This is a genomic window from Leptospira fainei serovar Hurstbridge str. BUT 6 (assembly GCF_000306235.2).
Lineage (GTDB): Bacteria > Spirochaetota > Leptospiria > Leptospirales > Leptospiraceae > Leptospira_B > Leptospira_B fainei.
In genome coordinates this window covers 85,269-103,188 of the sequence record NZ_AKWZ02000011.1, presented here as the reverse complement: position 1 = coordinate 103,188, position 17,920 = coordinate 85,269, and the positions used below count along the sequence as shown (strand labels likewise).

Sequence of the window (17,920 nt, the reverse complement as noted above, 5' to 3'; positions counted from 1 at the left end):
GATCAATTTTATCCCCGGGCGTTCTTCCCGATACCTTATTAGACCGCTCTCGGTTCCTTCCGTAAGAAGGAAGCTAACAGAAAAAGTAAGACTAAAAGTAAATATCCTTTTACAAACGGGCCAAAATTCGGCTCAAATGGAGTTAAAATTGCGTTTCCGCGCAAGGAATATGCATGGATAAATCCGGTCGCGGAAAGAAAAACTCCCGCTAAACTTGCCAGAATCGCTTTCTTAAAATCTCGATCGATCACAAACGTTGCAATCGCGGCCCAAACCATAGAAGATAATAAGAATCCTTGAGATAAACTCAAGAGTCCTTCTAACGGATATGGAAAGATGGGTTGATTTGCCGGAACTAAAGATAACCAAATATTCGGAGTCTGAGAAGCGGCAGCAGTGCCCTCGATCGCCTTTGTTAAAATCGGATCCGCATAATTAAAAGCGCTTTGAATTAAGAGCACACCCCAACCGGCAATTGCAGGAAGCAAACCGATTACGACTGCGGGAGCATGACGAGTGGGAGTTGCTTCAAAAGCTTGGGAGCCGATTACGATTCCGATCCAGAGAACAATTGCCATTCCGGCTTCGATCGGGATGAGTTTGGAAAGAAACCCCATTAGCCCTAAGAAGGCCGCGACGGTCATAAAAACTCCGTTTAATGTCGAGTAACCGGCTCTTGCCCCTAACGCTTTCCAGCCGGGATGTCCGATATAAATCGTCGTAGGGAAGGGTGAACCGAAGAATGAACCGGCAACAGTTCCGATTCCATTCACTAAAAGAGAGTTCCGAGTATTGAATTTATCTCCGGCCGCTTCGGCGGATTCTATGTTTTGAAGCGATCCTATGACGTTGAAAATTCCCATTGGCAGGATGATCGAAAGATACTCTCTGATATCCATTTCCTTAAATATGGAAAAAATTTCACCTGCGCTCCAAACCGGTAGATACAATCCGATGCCGAAAGAGGATTTTAACGCTTCAGGATCCATAATCGGCTTTCCCGAAAAATATGGAGAATACCAAGCCAGAATGGTTCCGACTACTACCGAAATCAAACCGCCCGGAATTTTAAACGGAAAAACTACCCGCCCAAAGTACTGTAATAGGATAATTCCGAAAGGTACGAAGGCTACCAAAGGATTCTGAAAGGTTCGAATTAAAAAATCCATCGAAATGAATGTTAGAGCGATTCCTGCAAGAGCGGAAAGAAGCGCGGCGCGAGGTGTCGCTTTCCGAATCCTTTCCGCAACGAAGGCCCCTAACATTTCGATTAATCCCGAGAGAAAGCTTGCTAATAAGCCCATCGCCCAGGCGGCTTTGTAACTTCCCGTTTTTAAATAAACGGGAAACATTACGAAAAATACGAAGGCGAAAAGGGATACCGTGTTAATCCCATAGGGTAGAGCAGTGACATCGGTTCTGCCTTCCGCTTTGGCAAGTTGTCTTGCTTGCAAGGCATAGAATAAATTTCCTAATAACAGAGATACTGCCGCCCCCGGGATAATAACTCGAAAAACGAATTCCTGAGGCATTCCGCAAGGTCCGACGCAGAGAGCGACTAACACTAAGATTTGAATTAAATTATCGATCATTAGGCCGAAGAAACCGTCGAGATCTCCCGGTACGAACCATCTGTAATTATTCATTTTTTGTTTTTACCCCCGAAATCCACTTCAATGACATTGTCTTTGCGTCTCTTTCCTCTTCCTTTCGATTCGGTGGCGACTTCTCCCGACGAGAGAGAGGAATCGTTTTCGGCGGAATCGGAGTCGCTTTCAATTGGAGATTGCAGCTTACCTAAGAAAATTCTCATTTGCGAAACGGTTTGCTGAGATTTATCAAAGTATCGAAATACGGCGTCCCAAGGAATGAAAACTTGCTCCCAAGTATATCCGAATTGGAGTTCCGCATAAGCCCAATCTTGTTCTATACGAATGTCCCGAGCGGCTCGCGGACCTATAACTAATATGATTCCTGATTCAGGTTCATCTCCGATTAGGCCCCTCTTTCCGATCTTTAAATCGGGATGAGGCATTGCGTGCAGATAGAAAGTACCGAACCGTTCCCAATAGAGAGAGAAGAGTTGTTTTTTAAATTCGCGAAGTACGGTGATATCTTCGGGGTTATGATCCATTCTTTTCTAGGGCCCTGGCCTCTTCTTCAGTAATGTAATCCTTATGAACTTTGTATTCCGGTACTAGCTCTTTAAACCGGGTAAAGATATCTTTTTCCTGGTTGGAGCGAGCGGCGTTCAAAAGGGCCTGAAACCTGGCCTGGAAGCTGCTAGCATCGCTATCTTCTAAAGGGGCGGCAATCCTGATTTTTGGATGGTGAGTTTTTTTGATGCCTTCTAAATCCAATAGCAGCTCTTCGAAAAGTTTTTCCCCCGGTCTTAATCCGGTGAATTCGATCGGAATATCGACATACGGTCGTAAGCCGGATAAACGAATCATTTCTTCCGCAAGGCTGAGGATTCGTACAGGCTCTCCCATCTCCAATAAGAAGATCTCGCCGCGTTCGCCCATGGAACCGGCTTGGAGAACTAATTGGGTGGCTTCCGGGATGGTCATAAAATATCGAATGACTTCCGGATGCGTCACTGTTACCGGTCCGCCAGCCTGGATTTGCTCCCTAAATCTCGGAATCACGGAACCGTTGGATCCTAAGACGTTGCCGAATCTAACCGTGATGAATTTAGTTCGGGTCTCTCGAGATACATGCTGGATGTATAATTCGGCTACACGCTTGGAAGCGCCCATGATATTAACCGGATTAACGGCTTTATCCGTAGAGATGAGTACGAAACGCTCTACTCCGGACAAACGGGCGATATCCGCAACATTTTTAGTGCCTAATATATTATTCAAAACCGCTTCCGATGGGTTCGTCTCCATCATAGGTACGTGCTTATATGCGGCGGAATGAAATACTACTTCCGGTGAATGCGCTTCGAAAACGGAGCTCACGCGCGAAAGATTCTTAATATCTGCGACGACAGGAAAGAACTCGATTCCGGAATGTTGAAAAATTTTGCGCAATTCATAATCTATTTCGTAGAGGGGCGTCTCCGCAGAATCTACAAGGACTAACTTTGAAGGTTGGAAGATGGCGACCTGTCTACAAATCTCACTTCCGATGGATCCTCCGGCGCCCGTAACTAAGATCGATTTTCCTCGGATGTAAGAACGAATGGATTCGATTTCCAGATCGACTACGGGTCTTCCAAGAAGGTCCTCGACTCGGATTTCCCGCAGCTGTTGAATTTTAGGGGAATCGAAGAAAAGCGAGCCGATAGAGGGAAGGATTTTAAAACCTACTTCGGTGGATTCGAAGGTCTTCAACAATCGACCGATCAGCTTTCCGTCCGGATTTTTAATCGCGATAATTACTTGTTTAATGCCTAGTTTACGAATGGTTTCTTCGGCCTTCGAGATATTCCCTAAAATCGGGACTCCCTGAATCAATGCGCCGATCTTACTTTCGTCGTCGTCCAAAAATCCGACCGGATTTAATTTCAATTCGCTATGCCTTCTGAACTCCGATAATAGGGAAGCTCCCATTTTTCCTGCACCGAGAATGAGAGTCGGAGCCCCGTGTTCCCTAGTTTTTCTGATAATATATTGATCCCGAAAGATTCTCCAGGAAAGGCTTCGGAGACATAGGAAGCTTAGTAAAAGGATGGTATCTAGAACGGGGACCATTCGAGACATTTGCTCGAAGCGATTATAGAAGAGTAATACGGTGGTGGCGATAAATGAGGAAAGAACCGTGATTTTAATGATTTCCAGAAGGTCGTGAATCGAAGCATAAGCCCAGATAGAACGATAAATATTCGAAAATAAGAATACAACCGATCGACATGCGACTACGATCGCAAGTGGAATAAGAAATGTGTCCGGTTTTTGCAGGAAGGACAAGGATTCGAATCGAATTAAATGTGCCAAAAAATAGGACAGGACCATAAAGCAGAGGTCTAGAGGGAATATCAAGGTCCGGCGATTCCAATGTTCCATTAAGGAAAAAAATATCCCTAAATGGTAAAAGTCCAACCTTTTTGGGTTTTTTCGGTTGCGGAAATCCCGGATCTTATCGATTCTTCTGAGTGCAACCTGTGAAAGAATTAATTGTCAATCTCCAAGGCAAACTCGATTCGGTACTTGGGACCGCCTTTCGGGAAAAGATAGAGCAAATCCTATCGTCGGAAATTCATCGAATTTTATTGGATGCGGGCGGGCTGACCGCCTGGGACCAAGAAGGGTTGCTCCTCCTTAAGAATTCTGCAATAAATCACCCGCAATCTAAATTCTCGGCCTGCTCTTTGACTACCGCGCTGACCGACGATTGGAAGAAGCTCGGACTCGAAGCAGTTATTCCTTTTTTTCCGACGCGCGAGGAGGCGAAGGCTTTCTTAACGGAAGATAAGAAGAAGGATACCGAGGAAGGGATGGTTGCCTGTCCGATTTGTTTCCAATTTTTACGGGTTCAGGGGCACGGGAATTATCGATGTCCTGCGTGCTCTCATATTTTTTATTTAACTTCCGACTATCGAACTGCCACCTTCGAAAAACTCTTTTAAGGTCTTTTGTGTAGCTCGAAAAAATCGAATCGGTAAATAAATTTCTCAAAGTATATTGCTTGCCATAGCATCCCTTTAAGGACTTGTTTTTCCTATGAACAAGAATTCTTCCGCGATCGTAAGCGGGTTAGTAAATCGCATTCTTGACAGTATACTCGGAATTTTTCGCCTTTTATATTCCGGGATTCGAGCAAAGCTTGCCTTTTTTACGGGAAGCTTGATCGCTTTAACCATTCTAATTCTTTCTTTCATTTATGTTCGCCAACAAACCGAAATTCTGACCGAAAGTTACGAGCGGGAAGCCGCAATTTCCAGACGGTACATATCGTCCCTCGTTTTGGAAATGGACAATATTTCTCAAAGTCTAATTCGGATCGAAGAATTTCGGGATCGCGTGAGTAAACAAACCGAAGCTCTTAAGAAATACAGAACCACGAAAACGCTGGTCCAGGAAAAGAAGGTTTCCCTGTTCGGAATCAAGACCAGTCTTTTTGGAGCATTAGGAAAAAGTAAAGTACGTAAGACACTCGACACCTATTATTCGGAATATCTTTCTAAGGCCGATATCGAAATTCTAGAAAAAAATATTAAGGCACAGCTGCAGCAAGACGGGACCGAGCGCGTAGGGGAAAAGGATTTTTCCGAACTACAATCATTGGCGAGAAAATTCGTATTTGCCGATCGAGACGCATCTTTGCTTCGTAAGAGATTGTACGAGATCAAAGAAAGTCAGGAAAAAACGGATCCAACGGAATTATCCGCATTGGAAGAGGAAGTTAAAAGTAAAATTTTAATCGCTCGAAAGCATCGTTCTAAAATGGATTCCGCGATCGTTCAGCTTTTGGCGGATTCACGTCGCAAGAAAATCAAGGATTTAGGATTGGACACGGGGCGTTTTAGAATCCAAACCTTTGCTTTGACGGGAATCGTGCCTGGAGAAACATCGGAGCCCACCTTAGATACGAAAATTTTCGATCCGGATTCTCCCTTAAACGAAATTTCGTTCGATAATACTTTGGAGGACGGTCTCAAAACCGCCCTTACGACTCTTGTGGATAAAGTCGGAATTACCGGAGAAATTCCTCCCAATTCTTTTCAACAATCGAGTCTTGAGCTACAAGCATTGTATTCTCCGCATTTTCGGAATCCGGCTTCAACCGAAAGAGCCAAACTGATCGAATCCATTCGAAGACATCCGGGTACATGGAGCGCTTACCTTAACGAAGAGAGAGTGATCTTATCGGAACTAAGCAATATTCCTTCTCTTTTAGAAGCAAGACTTAAGGTCTTGAGAGAAAAGAAACCTCCGATTCCTCCTTTTAAGGATAAGGAATTTAAAAACCATTATGCGAACTATTCTTCCTTAGTTCGGAAACGAGACTTACTATTCGCCACTTATCGGAGAAATAATCCGCCTAAAGAAGAGGATGAAGAGAAAGTGGAAGCTTTAGGCTCCGCTAGAAACTCGGCGCTTGAGGATCAAGTTCTTCTCCGTTTTCGACCCGATGGTTCGGATTATGAAAAATCGATCCAGTCGGGCGAGGGAAGTCAGATATTCAAAGATAGATGGAATGCCTTACGAGATTGGATTTATTCCGGAGAAAGTGAAACCCCGACTGCAAAGTTGAAAAGTTTATTTCCGGACGGCATCATCGGTAATAGCAGAACGGAAGCGGAGCAGATTCTTTGGAAATTGGATACTACTCCTTTATTGGCTGAAGATGTGGACGACGTCCCCACCGTAATACTTGCATCCAATTTTTCGGGTTTGATTCGGACCATCGTCGATAGAACGGAGGGGCTAAAATCCATCCGGAGCAATCGAGACAGAGCGGTGCTTTCCGCATTGGGAATTTGCGGGTTTTCCATCTTTTTAGCGATCTTCATATCTGGCATAGTCGTTCAGAAAATTAAACGATTGATTCGCAATGCGGAAGAAGTGGGAAAAGGAGATCTGAACGTTGAGTTTGAGCCCGGCGGGAACGACGAATTCGGGAATTTATCGATCGCACTCAATCACATGGTAAGCGGTTTGCGGGAAAGGGAAAAGATCAAAGGAATTCTGGGTAGCATGATCGATCCGGTCGTTATCGGCGAAGCGATGAAGGATCTAGCCGCCTTAAAGCGCGGGACTGAAAAAAGGGTCACTGCTTTCTTTTCCGACGTTGCGGGCTTTTCGGCTATCAGCGAAAAGTTAAGCTCTGTAGAACTTGCCGAATTATTAAATGAATACCTTTCCGCAATGACTCTAATTTTAAAGGAGCACGAAGGCGTTTTGGATAAGTACATCGGAGACGCGATCGTAGGCATTTTTAACGCGCCTGTGGACGTGGAACAACATTGTATAAAAGCGACTAAGGCTTCTTTGAGGATGCTCGCAAAATTGGAGGAGCTCAGAAAGACTTGGAATAAGGAACATCGTTATATTCCGGAAGCCAGGGATATGAATATACGAATCGGCTTGAATACCGGCTTGGCGAAAGTCGGATTTATGGGAACGGATGCATTGGCTTCTTACACGATGATGGGCGATACCGTAAATTTAGCGGCTCGTTTAGAAGCTGCCGGAAAAGATTACGGAGTTTCGATTCTCGTTTCGGATTCCGTTTATGAAGAAATTAAAAATCAAATCATCACTCGAAAATTGGATTTAGTTAGAGTTAAGGGCAAGAACGAGCCGGTAGTGTTATACGAAGCCGTGGCTGAAATCGGCGATAAAATTCCATCCTCACTAAAAGAATCGATCGGACTCTATGAAGAAGGTTTGGGCCTCTATCTAGATAGAAAATGGGATCAAGCGATTCGTAAATTTCAAGAATCTCAAACTGCGAAAGGTCATTCTGATAAAGCGGTAATTTTGCTTATCGATAGATGTAAGGAACACAAAGTAACTCCTCCGGCTTCCAACTGGGACGGAGTATCTACGAGAGATCATAAATAGAATGAGGATTCCCCACCCGGTACAAACCGGAGACATCGGTAACAGAATAGACCTGTGACATAGGTAACACTGAAATTTAGGCAAATGGAGGAAAATCCTTTGCCGTGGAAAGAGGTGTCCCCTATGGACGAGAAAGTAAAATTTATTGCCGCAGTATGCGACGGAACGGTTTCCATAAGTTCTCTTTGTGAAACATTTGGAATAAGTAGAAAGACGGGATACAAGTGGCTTGAACGGTATCGGAAGGAAGGCCCTGAAGGTCTTTTGGAGAGAAGTAGGGTTCCGCACACAAACCCGAACCGAGTAGGTTTTGCGGAAGAGCGGTTGATTCTTGCAGTTCGTAAGCAACACCCTACTTGGGGACCTCGCAAATTGCTTGTAATACTTGAGGGAAGTCATCCGGAAATTATTTGGCCTGCAGCGAGCACGATCGGCAGTATTCTTAAGAAAAGAGGTTTAGTAAAGCCCCGTAAGAAGAGAGGGGGAATGGTTCGTTTTTCGGAACCTTTTCGAGGTTATGATCATCCGAATGCGGTTTGGTGTGCTGATTTCAAAGGTGATTTTAAAATGCGAGACGGAATCCGTTGTTATCCCTTAACAATATCCGACGGTTACAGTCGGTTTCTTCTAAGTTGCAAAGGGCTATCAGGCACAAGGACTTACGAAACAAAGAAGGAATTTGAGAAGTGTTTTCGAGAATACGGCCTTCCGAATGCGATTAGAACGGATAATGGAATTCCGTTTGCTGCCGGGTCGGGAATTTCCCTATTATCAATGTGGTGGATCAAATTAGGTATTTTTCCGGAAAGGATTCATCCGGGGAAACCACAAGAGAACGGAAGGCATGAAAGAATGCATAGGACTTTGAAGGCAGAAGCGGTTTATCCGATTCGTTCTAATATGAGACAGCAGCAAAAGGCATTCGATCGTTTTAGAGCGGAATATAACCATGATCGTCCCCATGAGGCGTTAGGTCAGAAGCCGCCTGCGAAGATCTATAAACCTTCCCTAAGATCCTATCCGAATCGTCTATCCGAGATATTTTATCCAGATCATTTTGAAATTCGTAAAGTCGATGACGGTAATTTTTATTGGAAAAATCAAAGATTCTTTATTACGAAGAGTTTAGGTGGAGAGAATATCGGCCTTGAACCTGTCGACGACGGTATATGGGCCATTTATTTCAGCTTTGTGAAAATAGGTTATTTGAATGAGAGCACAAAGAAAATATCTAGGACTTTGAAAGTGTAACCCATGTCTCCGGTCTAAAGTGTTACCTATGTTCCAGGACGTACAGCCCTTCCTGGGCGGGGGCCGGAGCGGCGGTTTTGCAAAGTCGCTAGTATCACACCTTTCGGAATCTGAAAAGTCTTTTTTGAAAATATAAATTCTGTTGGAGTTCCTTCAAAGTCCGAACATTGATTATCTTAAAGTCGAAATCCGGTAACTCTTTCCGATCTTTTGCTCAGGGACAAACCTAGCAATTCATCACCTGCAAGCAGGACGGCCCTTCGCTTTGCACGAGTCAACGCGGTGTAAAGGATTTCCGTTCGAAACAGTTCGCTAGTCAAATTTTTACTCTCCGGTTTTTCGGGATCCGGCGGATAAAGAATGAATATATTATCATATTCCGAACCTTGGGATTTATGAACGGTAATCGCAAAAGCAGGTTCGTGCGAGGGGAGAGTATCCAAAGCAAAGTCTCGAATCATTCCGTCCAAAAGAAATATCGCGCGAAGTTCCGGATCTCCCGTAATCGTTTTAGCGTCTAAAATAACCCCGGTGTCACCGTTGAACATTCCTCGGGTGCGATCATTTTTCGTGATCATGATCGGAAGGCCCGGAAAATATGTACGGTTTCCGATAATTACGGTTTTTTTATACCCTTTCTTAATTAGAATCTGATTGATATCTCGATTGATTCCCTCGCTTCCATAATCTCCCTGTCTAAGAATAGTTAGTATTCTTGAATGATTCAAATCCTTCGCAATATATTCAATTAACTTAATGCTTTCCTTGTTCGGATCCGGGAGTTTCGCTAATCGAGGTCGAATCCAATTCTCCACATACTTTTCCAAAAAGCGGGTTCGATCCTTCGGAAAATCCGATTGAATTCGATAAAACCCGGCTTCATTTTCTGGCGATGCTGAGTCTATTATTTCATTTAAGGAAATGTCGGTTCTAACTGCAAAAATGGATTTTAAGAGAGAATCGACGCTCGAGTTTTTCCGGATGCATTCTCGAGCGGCTGCGAAAATTGGAGACGCATTTCCTTCCTGTCGATGGCTCTTGCTTAAACGAAAGAAATTCGACGATGAGGAAATCGAAGCGACTACATCCGATAATATTGCTCCCGCTTCTACGCTCGGTAATTGATCCGCATCTCCTAGAATAATGAACCTGAATTTTTCCCTTTCCCGATCGGGTAGAGAATGCAGCAAATTGGACATCAGCTCGAGATCGACCATTGAAACTTCATCGATCACAATGACATCATACGGAAGTCGAAAATCTTTTCCGAATTTATAAGAATTGCTCTTAGGGTTATAACCTAAGAGTCGATGGATCGTAGCTGTCGGCAAATTCAGCAGCTTCTGATCCAATTCGTTTATACGTCGGTTAAGGCTTAAGGTATTTTCCAAAGATTCTTTTAGCCTCTGCGCCGCACGGCCTGTCGGCGCAGCCAAACCGATTTTCTCGGTTTCGTAACCTAAACGAACGAGCGCTCGTAAAAGACTCGTAATCACCGTCGTTTTTCCGGTTCCGGGACCGCCCGTTAGCACGAAGAATGAAGATTTGAGTGCGGTCTCCAACGCTTCCTTTTGTTCCCCTTCGCCGCAAAGAGTTATTTTTATCCCGTTTTTCTGGAATTCCAACGGGTCATTTTCGGTGATTTCCTCGATAACTTTCTGAATTCTATCTCGCTGTTCTTCTGGGATTTCACGGGATAATAAATCTCGAAAGGAATCTTCGACTTCGGTTAAAGTTTCGAAAGTTTTTCTGTAATATAAAATTCCGTTGCGGGATCGAAAAAAGGGGCTTTCGAAATTCTTCTCGATTTGATTTTCGAAGATTCCTAAGTTACCGGTTCTCAGGGCTTGCAATAAACGCATATTCAATTCGTACAAGTCTTCTTTCTCGATTTCCGGTTGTACGCGAAACATTTCGTCCGAAAGAAACATGACGTAATCAGGGTCGACGAGCTGAGATTCTTCTCTCATTCTTTTCCTCGCAAATCGGTATGTTTCATTTCGAGTGCGTCTTGAAGTAGACTTTTGGATTTCTCGATAAAAGGAAGATCTATATGCTGGAAGAATATCCCGTTGCCTTTTTGTAAGGGATCCATCCCTCGCAGAAAAATAAAATACATACCTCCTAATAAAATCGGATCGTATTTCGCCCCGTATTTATTGCGTAACCAATCGTCTAGAACGAGAGAATAAAGAGCCGACTGAATCGAATACGATTCATCGACCTTAATTTTTATATTTTTTTCCGAGTAGGAAGTCGGATTCCCGGGCTGGCCGAGTTTATTGGATTTCCAATCCGCGATCCAATATTTTCCGCCGGAAAAGAAAATAAAATCCACCGTCCCGTTTAATAATTCCCCTTCGTCTCCTCTCCGGGTATTACCGGTGATCCGTAGAAAAAAATCGACTTCGTGCTTTCTTTCCTCTAGGCTCAATTCGGCTAAACAATTCAAGCTTTGGGTATTGGGAAGAGGGCTTCGTAAAGTATTCCAAAGGAATGTTGTCGCTCTTTCAGTGTAAAATTCGAGTTGATCTTCGTCCTTACCGTATCCTTGTATTCGAAGGGAATTCTTTATTTCATTCCAGACCGGAAAATTCTTCAGTCCTTGCGGGCCGTTTGTCTGTAAGAAATATGAAAAATCCATCGTTTCTAATAGCATATGAAGGAGATTTCCCATTTGATTGGAGGAAGGTAGATCATCCTCCGTTGACTGGAAGAATTCGAGTTCGTCGCTTTTAGCGTCTGCCGTCTCTATGCGGTATCCCTTTTCCTGCCGAACGTTCATATAGCGATCTAAAGAGGAATAACTCTCGAGAAGGATCGTTCGTTTCTCACAACCGCTAGGCCAATGCAATACGTCTCTTGTTGCTTTCGATTCAGGGCGATCCGATTCGGTATCCTCCGGGGAATCCGTATTTTCTTGAAAACGGGTTATAAATTTAACTTCATAGCCCGTTTTCGTTTCGTTCGGAAAAATCTTGGCTACGCTCGAGGATTGATCGAAATTCGGCATCGCCGCTTCGAAAGACCTGCGAAATAGTTCCAAAGGCCGATCCGTTGCGGGCGAAGATAATAATGGAAAATAAAATTTATACATGGCTCTCGTGACCGCCACGTAGTATAATCTTTTGTCTTCGTTTATTAAATACTCCTTAAATTTCTCCTGTTCTTTCTTTTCCAGATCGATTATTTTTACGCTCTGCAATTCTTGATTCGCGCCTCTTATTGTTTCCCGATATTCGAAGTATTTTCTTTGAGAGGAGGACCATCCAGTAAAACCGCCTAAAAGGAAAACGAAAGGAAATTCCAAGCCTTTACTGGAATGGATTGTTAGAATTTTTATTCGATCTTCTTCGGTTTCTCTTTCTAAGTAATCGTTTTCATCCTGAGTTAATGAATTCGTTATGCAAGAATCGAGATGCTCGATCAGCTCGCGCAGCGAAAGATTACTTAAGGACGCTTGTTCCGATAAAAGAAAAAAGATTTGGCGAAAATTCGTGATCCTGCGTTCCCATTCCCTCGTTTTCTCCTTATCTCGGGGTGTTGCTAGCAAACTTTCGGTTAATAAGGAACGGAAAAGATTTGCGTATTCTTTTTTTCTGGCATACCGACGCCAGGATTCCAGCAACCGTTTTTCTTTGGACTCGACGGAATACTCGTCGAATCTATGCAAATCGGTCGGTTGAACTTCAAATAAATCCGATAGCAAAAGTTTATAAAATGAATCGGGACTTCCTTCTTCGTTTATGCAAGAAAGAATTTGTCTACAACGATAAGCCTCGTTGGAGGAAAATAGTCCTCTCTTTTTGTTATAAGTGTATGGAATTCCTTCGGCTCTTAGGTAATTTTCCAGTTCTTTCGAATCATCCTGGTTTCGGATTAAAATCGCGATATCTCCGTAACGCACTCTCCCGGCATATGGAGGCCGTCCCGGACGTTCCTTCCGGATTAAGATTCTCGATTCGGGAGACACCAAGTGTCGAATTTCCGAAACTATAAATCTAGCATAAGGATCTCTTAATGCTTCTTTACTGGAAGTGGAGGGCAATTGGAATGCGTTAAGGGCGCCTCGTTCGCTCTTATCCGAATATAGAACGGCCTTTCTCCCCGACATAGCTGCATTCACTTTTAAGTACGGAATCGGATCGAAGCCCGGTTCTCTTAAAGGAAACCAATCTCCTTTCGAGGCGGAAAAAAGGTCGTTATATGCCGAGATTAATTCCGGTAATGACCGTCGATTCGTATCTAATTCCGGATAAACGACGGATCGGTCCCCGAACTTTCCGTTTAAATCTAAATTATTTTTTGCCGATAGATATGTGCCGATATCCGCTCCACGAAATCCATAAATTCCCTGTTTGGAATCTCCGATCAGAAACAAACGAGTCTCGGAATCGTCGATGCTATTCTTTTCTAGGAAAAGATTTCGGAAAATACCGTACTGTTCGGAATCCGTATCTTGAAACTCGTCTACGATCGCATACCGGAACCTGTTCTTTAATTCGGTTAATAATACTTGATTAACGGACAGGGATCGAGACAAATTACGGATCATATCGCCGTAAGTAACTTCGCCTTCTTCGGCTTTTTCGATCGGAGTTTCTTTCACGATAGTTTCCGAAATTTGAACGACGAATGAGACAGCTATCGTTTCCAAATCCGAAAGAGCTTTTTTTACTTTTTCCCTTTGCGCGATATAAGTACCGTATGCGGGATCGGATTCTCCTTTCTTTAATTCATCGTCGGAGAAAAGAACGCTTCCGACTCCTGATTCTTTTCTTTTGAGACGTCCGATCTCTAAGATCGCTTTCGTTATGATAATAGGATCGAATCGCTCTATCGCGGATAGGGCCTTCGCTAGAATCTTTTTGAAAGCGGGCTCTCGATCCAAAAACGCTTTCTTGGTATTTGCGTGGACGTATCTCAAAAGCAATTCTTGTAGCGGCAAGATGGTTGAATACTCGCGCGATAATGTCTGAATACATCGACAGATTTCTATTTTCCCCGGTAATGGATTCGGGCGAGGTATTAACCTAACGTTATTCGGAGAGATCTCCTTTTTTCCCGCTAATTCCGATACAAAATCTTCCCAAGTATTTCCGGTAAATCCGTTATCAAAAAAATTACGTAATTCTAATAAAGTTAAAGCTAAACTTTCTTTAGGTATCTCGTCCGAAAATTCCGAATGCATCCTGGAATATAGAATTCTATTGAAAGGTTCGAATTCGGAAACAAGCTTCGCATTCGCGGGGTAACCCGTTTCCAGGGAATACTCTTTAAGAATCTTACTGCAAAATCCGTGAATAGTGGATATGTAAGCCTGGTCGAGTCGCCCTGCTTGCGCCAAAAAAAATTGTCGTTCCGGCTCTAAAATCGGATTAGTTCGAACCGATTCCTCCAAGTTCCGAATTCTTTCCTTAATTCCGGCTCGGATTCTTGATCTTAATTCCGAAGCGGCTTTATCGGTATATGTTAGAACTAAAATCGAGTCGATTCCGAGTGGAGCAGAAGTTCCTGCTTCGGCATCCCAGGCAAGAAACGATTCTCTTAACAATTTCAATACCAAGTATACGATCGTATGGGTTTTCCCGGTTCCGGCAGAGGCGCCGATAAAACCGTTTTTTTCGGAATCGATTCCATCTGCGAAAGAAGGAGGAAAATCGATTGAAATCGGCTTCATGAAAGACTCCGTAAAACTGGCTCATATAATTTCTCGGATAAATCCAAAGCATTTGCGGGGATATGATCTTTAGGAGAGGGTAAGAGCCTAAGCGTCGGATTTAAATATTCGGATAAGTCATATTCCAAAGTTTCTCGAATCCAAAGAGAGTATTCGTGGGAAAGTCTTTCTCGATCTTCTTTCTTCATGTTTTGTGTGATTTCCTTTCGGAGAGGGAAATCTTCCCAAAATTGCGGTGAAAGTAATGCGGTGCAAGGACGAAGGTATTCTTCAACAAGATCTTTCAGGAAATTTTTTCTTTCGGAACTTTCCGATTGCAATTGATACGCCTCGGGAGCCCCTTCTTTTGAGATGTAACCGAATAGCGCTTGCACGGTCTTTTGCTTCTTTGATTCCTCAGGCAGAAGGTCCAAGAGTGATTGTATCAGTAGGGGCTCGATTCCGTTTTTCAGGTTCTTTTTCAAGTTGGGATAGATTAAGACCATATTTGCATTCTCGTCCGAAACGAATATCGATTCCTTCAGCCCGCTAAAGCGTACTCGAATTCCTTCGGAGATATCTAAGTATGGGTTCGGTAGAGAAAGGATGGTTCCTTGTTTTGTTGTCTCGCCGAAGGAAAGCGCATCGTAAAAACGACTTTGATTTATCATCGGTCCGATTTTTACCCAAGACCGTTCGAACTTTTCCGCGTTGAGTATTTCTTCTACATCTCGGTATGTTCCTCGCGGGAGCAAACCGCGTTTGCCGAAATTTTGAATCGTTCTCTCATATCCTTGTAAAAATAATGGGAGAGAATCATCCGGTATTTTTTTTCCGGAGAATTTTTTTCCGAAAATTTTCCAAGTTTCCGAGATTAAGGAAAAACTTTCCGAAATTCGAAACGGCTCTCTTTGTGAAATGGATTCTTCTTCTTCGAAGTCTTGGACGAACAGCCCGAAATTTTTCCTAAGAAAATAAAAAAGAGGAGATCTCCAAAATTGCATGAGTTCAGTCAAATCAATGGTAAGTTCCTTTCCGATCGCCGATAAAGATTGCGCAGATTGTGAGACGGTTCCGAAATTCAATATTTTTTTAACGTATTCCTTTTTTCCTTCTTCTTGCCCGTAAGCCGTAACGGCGGACGCGTCGTACGTTTTAAAGAAAGGGATACGGAAATCCCTTTCGTGCGAAACCGCCCTGGCTTCGAAATATTGTTTACTATGCTTATTTAAAGGGAGGGTAATCCGCACACTTTCATCCGGATCCAGGATAAATTCTTTTAACGCTTGCTCGATTTGTAATAAGGAAGGGGAGGGCGCTAGCTCTTCGTCTTTGCCTGTGTCCTGCGAAACGAATGAAAAATTTAAGCTTTCTTTTGCGGATAAGATCGTTTCATATAGCAGGGATTCGTTCGTCTGTCGAGTTGTTATATCGCCAATGCGCGGAGAAAGATGTCTAAGGTTGAAGGCGGATCGATCGTCGATTCCCGGAAATGCCCCTTCCCCGAGCCCAAGTATAAATATGTGTCGAAACGGAATCGGGCGCATCGGCTGTAAAGCGGACACCGTAATCCCACCGGTAAGATATTTTCCTTTTCTGACAGGAATTCCATCGCATGATTCGCGAACAAAAGTTTCAAAAAATCGAATCCTGTCCTTAGCATCGCCCGAGTCCCACGAAACTCCTTTTAAGGATTCCAGTCGGGTAAACAATTCCAGAGCAATGGCAGTTTCTTCCGGTTCTTCTTCCGCGGGAACGAGCATTGCCTGCACGAATCTTAGGAACGAATCCAACAATTCATCCGATGAAAGACTTGGATTCAATAAACGATTGCAGAAGGAATTTAGAAGAGACTCGACTTTCTTCCATATACCGATCCAATTTTCGACGGAAATTTTATTTTGCGAAGGGTAAGGCGAGATACCGGTGCCCTCTTCCGCGGATTCGGGTAGGACTTCGGACATTGCCAAGCGAATGAATCCGTTCCGAAAAGAAAATGATTGCGGGCGCCCTTCCAATGAATCATCTATGTAAAGATTTAGGTTTTTTGCATATATCTTCCACTCTTGAACCGTTTCCGGATCGATATTCCATTTTGCTTGGAAGCAGGAATTTCGAAATAAATCGAAGAATTCCTGTCTTGATCTTTTGCCGGCGAGCAGCGGGAAAATACAGAGTAATCCCCGCAAAAAGGAACTTGCGTCTCCTGCTCGCACGTCCCGGATCGTATACGGAAGAGTCTTGGGAGTAAATTCCTCCTTTCCGCTTGCGTTCCTTAGCTTTGCAAGAATTCCTCCTTCAAAAATACTTTCGATTGCGGGTCGGTAATCGGGAAGATTTACGCAGAAAATACCGATGTCTGTTAAGCGAAGTGTCGGGTCGACATCTAACTTGGAAAGAATTACTTGAAAAACCGATTCCACTTCCCTTAATTTTCCCGGTGCCTCGGCTATTATTAGGCTTTCGTCGGCGGGAAGTCCTCGGTCAGATAGAGCCTGTTTTCCGCTCAAAAGATACGTCTGAAACGCTTCAAGAACGGATTCTCGCTTTTTAGCTCGGTCTTGAATCGTATGAATTTGGGCGCCGGACGATAGCCAGCTTTGATGAAGTGTTCGGAACGGGGTCGCCCAACTCCGACAAGCGGTTAGCTCCGATGCATCGGTAACAAGTGTGTCCCGAGGCGGACCGAATTGAAATACTTCCACGGAAATTTCGGGCAAGAGTTCGTTAAACAGCGCGATATAGGTGGAAGATAATTGCGAAAGCCCGAACAGATATAATTTACCCGGCTTCGACTTAGCATTTGCCGTTTTCGCTAAAGAGCGAGTTCGCATAGCAAATTGAATAAGTGTTTCCGTGCTGGCGCTCTCTGCCGTTGCCGCGTATAATTCTTTTTGTAAAAAAAATACCGGCGATTTTGTAGCGTTCCATTCCTCGATGTCTTCTGTTCCTAAACGGAGCATTTCGTAAGGATTGCCTATCCAATTCCGAATCCAATCTTGTCTTTGCAGTTCATAGTCCTTAAAATATTTCGCAAGTCTACCGGATAATTCGAATAGTCGAACTGGATCTATATTCTTTCTTCCGGAAGGTAGAAGATAAGCGCTCAGAATGGGATAATCGGAAAGAAAGCTCGGTTTTTTAAGAATATATTCGTAAATTAGAAACCGGCGAGACTCGGGTTTCAAAAAAGGACGAGAAGTCGGATTCGAATCCGGCGAGTATTTCTTTAATAGAAATTCTTCGATTGCCTTTTCTAGAAAGAGAAACCGGATATTAAAGACGATGCCGGCTCGTTTCACAAATTCCAAGTACAGCCAGGTCTCCATGCTTTGATTCGGGATCACTATAATCGGGCTATACAATCCGTCTTCTTTCCGAATGTCGGAAGAAACGGAAGAAAGTAGATTTTCCGTTAAGAGAGATAAGTCGTCGGAAGAAAAAACGTTGATAGGCATATCTTCAGCAGGTTCCAATTCTGCCGAAGGGAGTT

Annotated in this window: 9 protein-coding genes; 3 read left to right on the top strand and 6 right to left on the bottom strand. The window is 43.6% G+C overall.

Features of this window, described 5'->3' with window-relative positions:
• Positions 1 to 38: 38 nt before the first annotated feature.
• Genes LEP1GSC058_RS18215 through LEP1GSC058_RS18205 form a run of 3 tightly spaced genes read right to left on the bottom strand, consistent with a single transcriptional unit; the run spans position 39 to position 4,013 of the window.
• Positions 39 to 1,646, bottom strand: a complete 1,608-nt coding sequence (locus LEP1GSC058_RS18215) for a membrane protein (RefSeq protein ID WP_016551087.1) — start codon at positions 1,644 to 1,646, stop codon at positions 39 to 41.
• Positions 1,643 to 2,134, bottom strand: a complete 492-nt coding sequence (locus LEP1GSC058_RS18210) for a ClpXP protease specificity-enhancing factor SspB (RefSeq protein WP_016551162.1) — start codon at positions 2,132 to 2,134, stop codon at positions 1,643 to 1,645. Before LEP1GSC058_RS18210 ends, LEP1GSC058_RS18215 begins: the two co-directional genes overlap by 4 nt.
• Positions 2,124 to 4,013 (bottom strand): polysaccharide biosynthesis protein, encoded by a 1,890-nt coding sequence (locus tag LEP1GSC058_RS18205; protein ID WP_039948856.1) that lies wholly within the window; start codon positions 4,011 to 4,013, stop codon positions 2,124 to 2,126. Before LEP1GSC058_RS18205 ends, LEP1GSC058_RS18210 begins: the two co-directional genes overlap by 11 nt.
• A 98-nt stretch (positions 4,014 to 4,111) precedes the next feature.
• Here LEP1GSC058_RS18205 and LEP1GSC058_RS18200 point away from each other — a divergent pair, with 98 nt between their 5' ends.
• The 3 genes from LEP1GSC058_RS18200 to LEP1GSC058_RS18190 all read left to right on the top strand — a co-directional run bounded on the left by LEP1GSC058_RS18200 (position 4,112) and on the right by LEP1GSC058_RS18190 (position 8,768).
• A complete protein-coding gene (locus LEP1GSC058_RS18200) occupies positions 4,112 to 4,576 on the top strand; it encodes an STAS domain-containing protein (protein ID WP_039948805.1) in 465 nt (154 codons plus the stop codon).
• A 94-nt stretch (positions 4,577 to 4,670) separates the two neighbouring features.
• Positions 4,671 to 7,517, top strand: a complete 2,847-nt coding sequence (locus tag LEP1GSC058_RS18195) for an adenylate/guanylate cyclase domain-containing protein (protein WP_016551099.1) — start codon at positions 4,671 to 4,673, stop codon at positions 7,515 to 7,517.
• A gap of 99 nt (positions 7,518 to 7,616) precedes the next feature.
• Positions 7,617 to 8,768, top strand: coding sequence for an IS481 family transposase (locus LEP1GSC058_RS18190; RefSeq protein WP_016551366.1), 1,152 nt, complete (start codon positions 7,617 to 7,619; stop codon positions 8,766 to 8,768).
• Positions 8,769 to 8,944: 176 nt separating this feature from the next.
• On the opposite strand, the gene recD is transcribed toward LEP1GSC058_RS18190, so the two are convergent.
• Genes recD through LEP1GSC058_RS18175 form a run of 3 tightly spaced genes read right to left on the bottom strand, consistent with a single transcriptional unit; the run spans position 8,945 to position 17,885 of the window.
• Positions 8,945 to 10,738, bottom strand: coding sequence for an exodeoxyribonuclease V subunit alpha (recD, locus tag LEP1GSC058_RS18185; RefSeq protein WP_016551294.1), 1,794 nt, complete (start codon positions 10,736 to 10,738; stop codon positions 8,945 to 8,947).
• The gene (locus LEP1GSC058_RS18180) at positions 10,735 to 14,448 is read right to left on the bottom strand and encodes a UvrD-helicase domain-containing protein (RefSeq protein ID WP_016551071.1); all 3,714 of its coding nucleotides are present in this window, start codon (positions 14,446 to 14,448) and stop codon (positions 10,735 to 10,737) included. The genes recD and LEP1GSC058_RS18180 overlap by 4 nt, the downstream gene beginning before the upstream one ends.
• Positions 14,445 to 17,885: an exodeoxyribonuclease V subunit gamma gene (locus LEP1GSC058_RS18175; RefSeq protein ID WP_016551271.1), complete on the bottom strand. Its 3,441-nt coding sequence runs from the start codon at positions 17,883 to 17,885 to the stop codon at positions 14,445 to 14,447. The genes LEP1GSC058_RS18180 and LEP1GSC058_RS18175 overlap by 4 nt, the downstream gene beginning before the upstream one ends.
• Positions 17,886 to 17,920: the final 35 nt, after the last annotated feature.

What these genes read in the sequence shown, in the direction of transcription:
- recD (WP_016551294.1), bottom strand. Translation starts at nt 10,738, where the DNA reads ATGAGAGAAGAATCTCAGCTCGTCGACCCTGATTACGTCATGTTTCTT.
- LEP1GSC058_RS18195 (WP_016551099.1), top strand. Translation starts at nt 4,671, where the DNA reads ATGAACAAGAATTCTTCCGCGATCGTAAGCGGGTTAGTAAATCGCATT.
- LEP1GSC058_RS18205 (WP_039948856.1), bottom strand. Translation starts at nt 4,013, where the DNA reads ATGGAACATTGGAATCGCCGGACCTTGATATTCCCTCTAGACCTCTGC.
- LEP1GSC058_RS18215 (WP_016551087.1), bottom strand. Translation starts at nt 1,646, where the DNA reads ATGAATAATTACAGATGGTTCGTACCGGGAGATCTCGACGGTTTCTTC.
- LEP1GSC058_RS18175 (WP_016551271.1), bottom strand. Translation starts at nt 17,885, where the DNA reads ATGCCTATCAACGTTTTTTCTTCCGACGACTTATCTCTCTTAACGGAA.
- LEP1GSC058_RS18210 (WP_016551162.1), bottom strand. Translation starts at nt 2,134, where the DNA reads ATGGATCATAACCCCGAAGATATCACCGTACTTCGCGAATTTAAAAAA.
- LEP1GSC058_RS18180 (WP_016551071.1), bottom strand. Translation starts at nt 14,448, where the DNA reads ATGAAGCCGATTTCAATCGATTTTCCTCCTTCTTTCGCAGATGGAATC.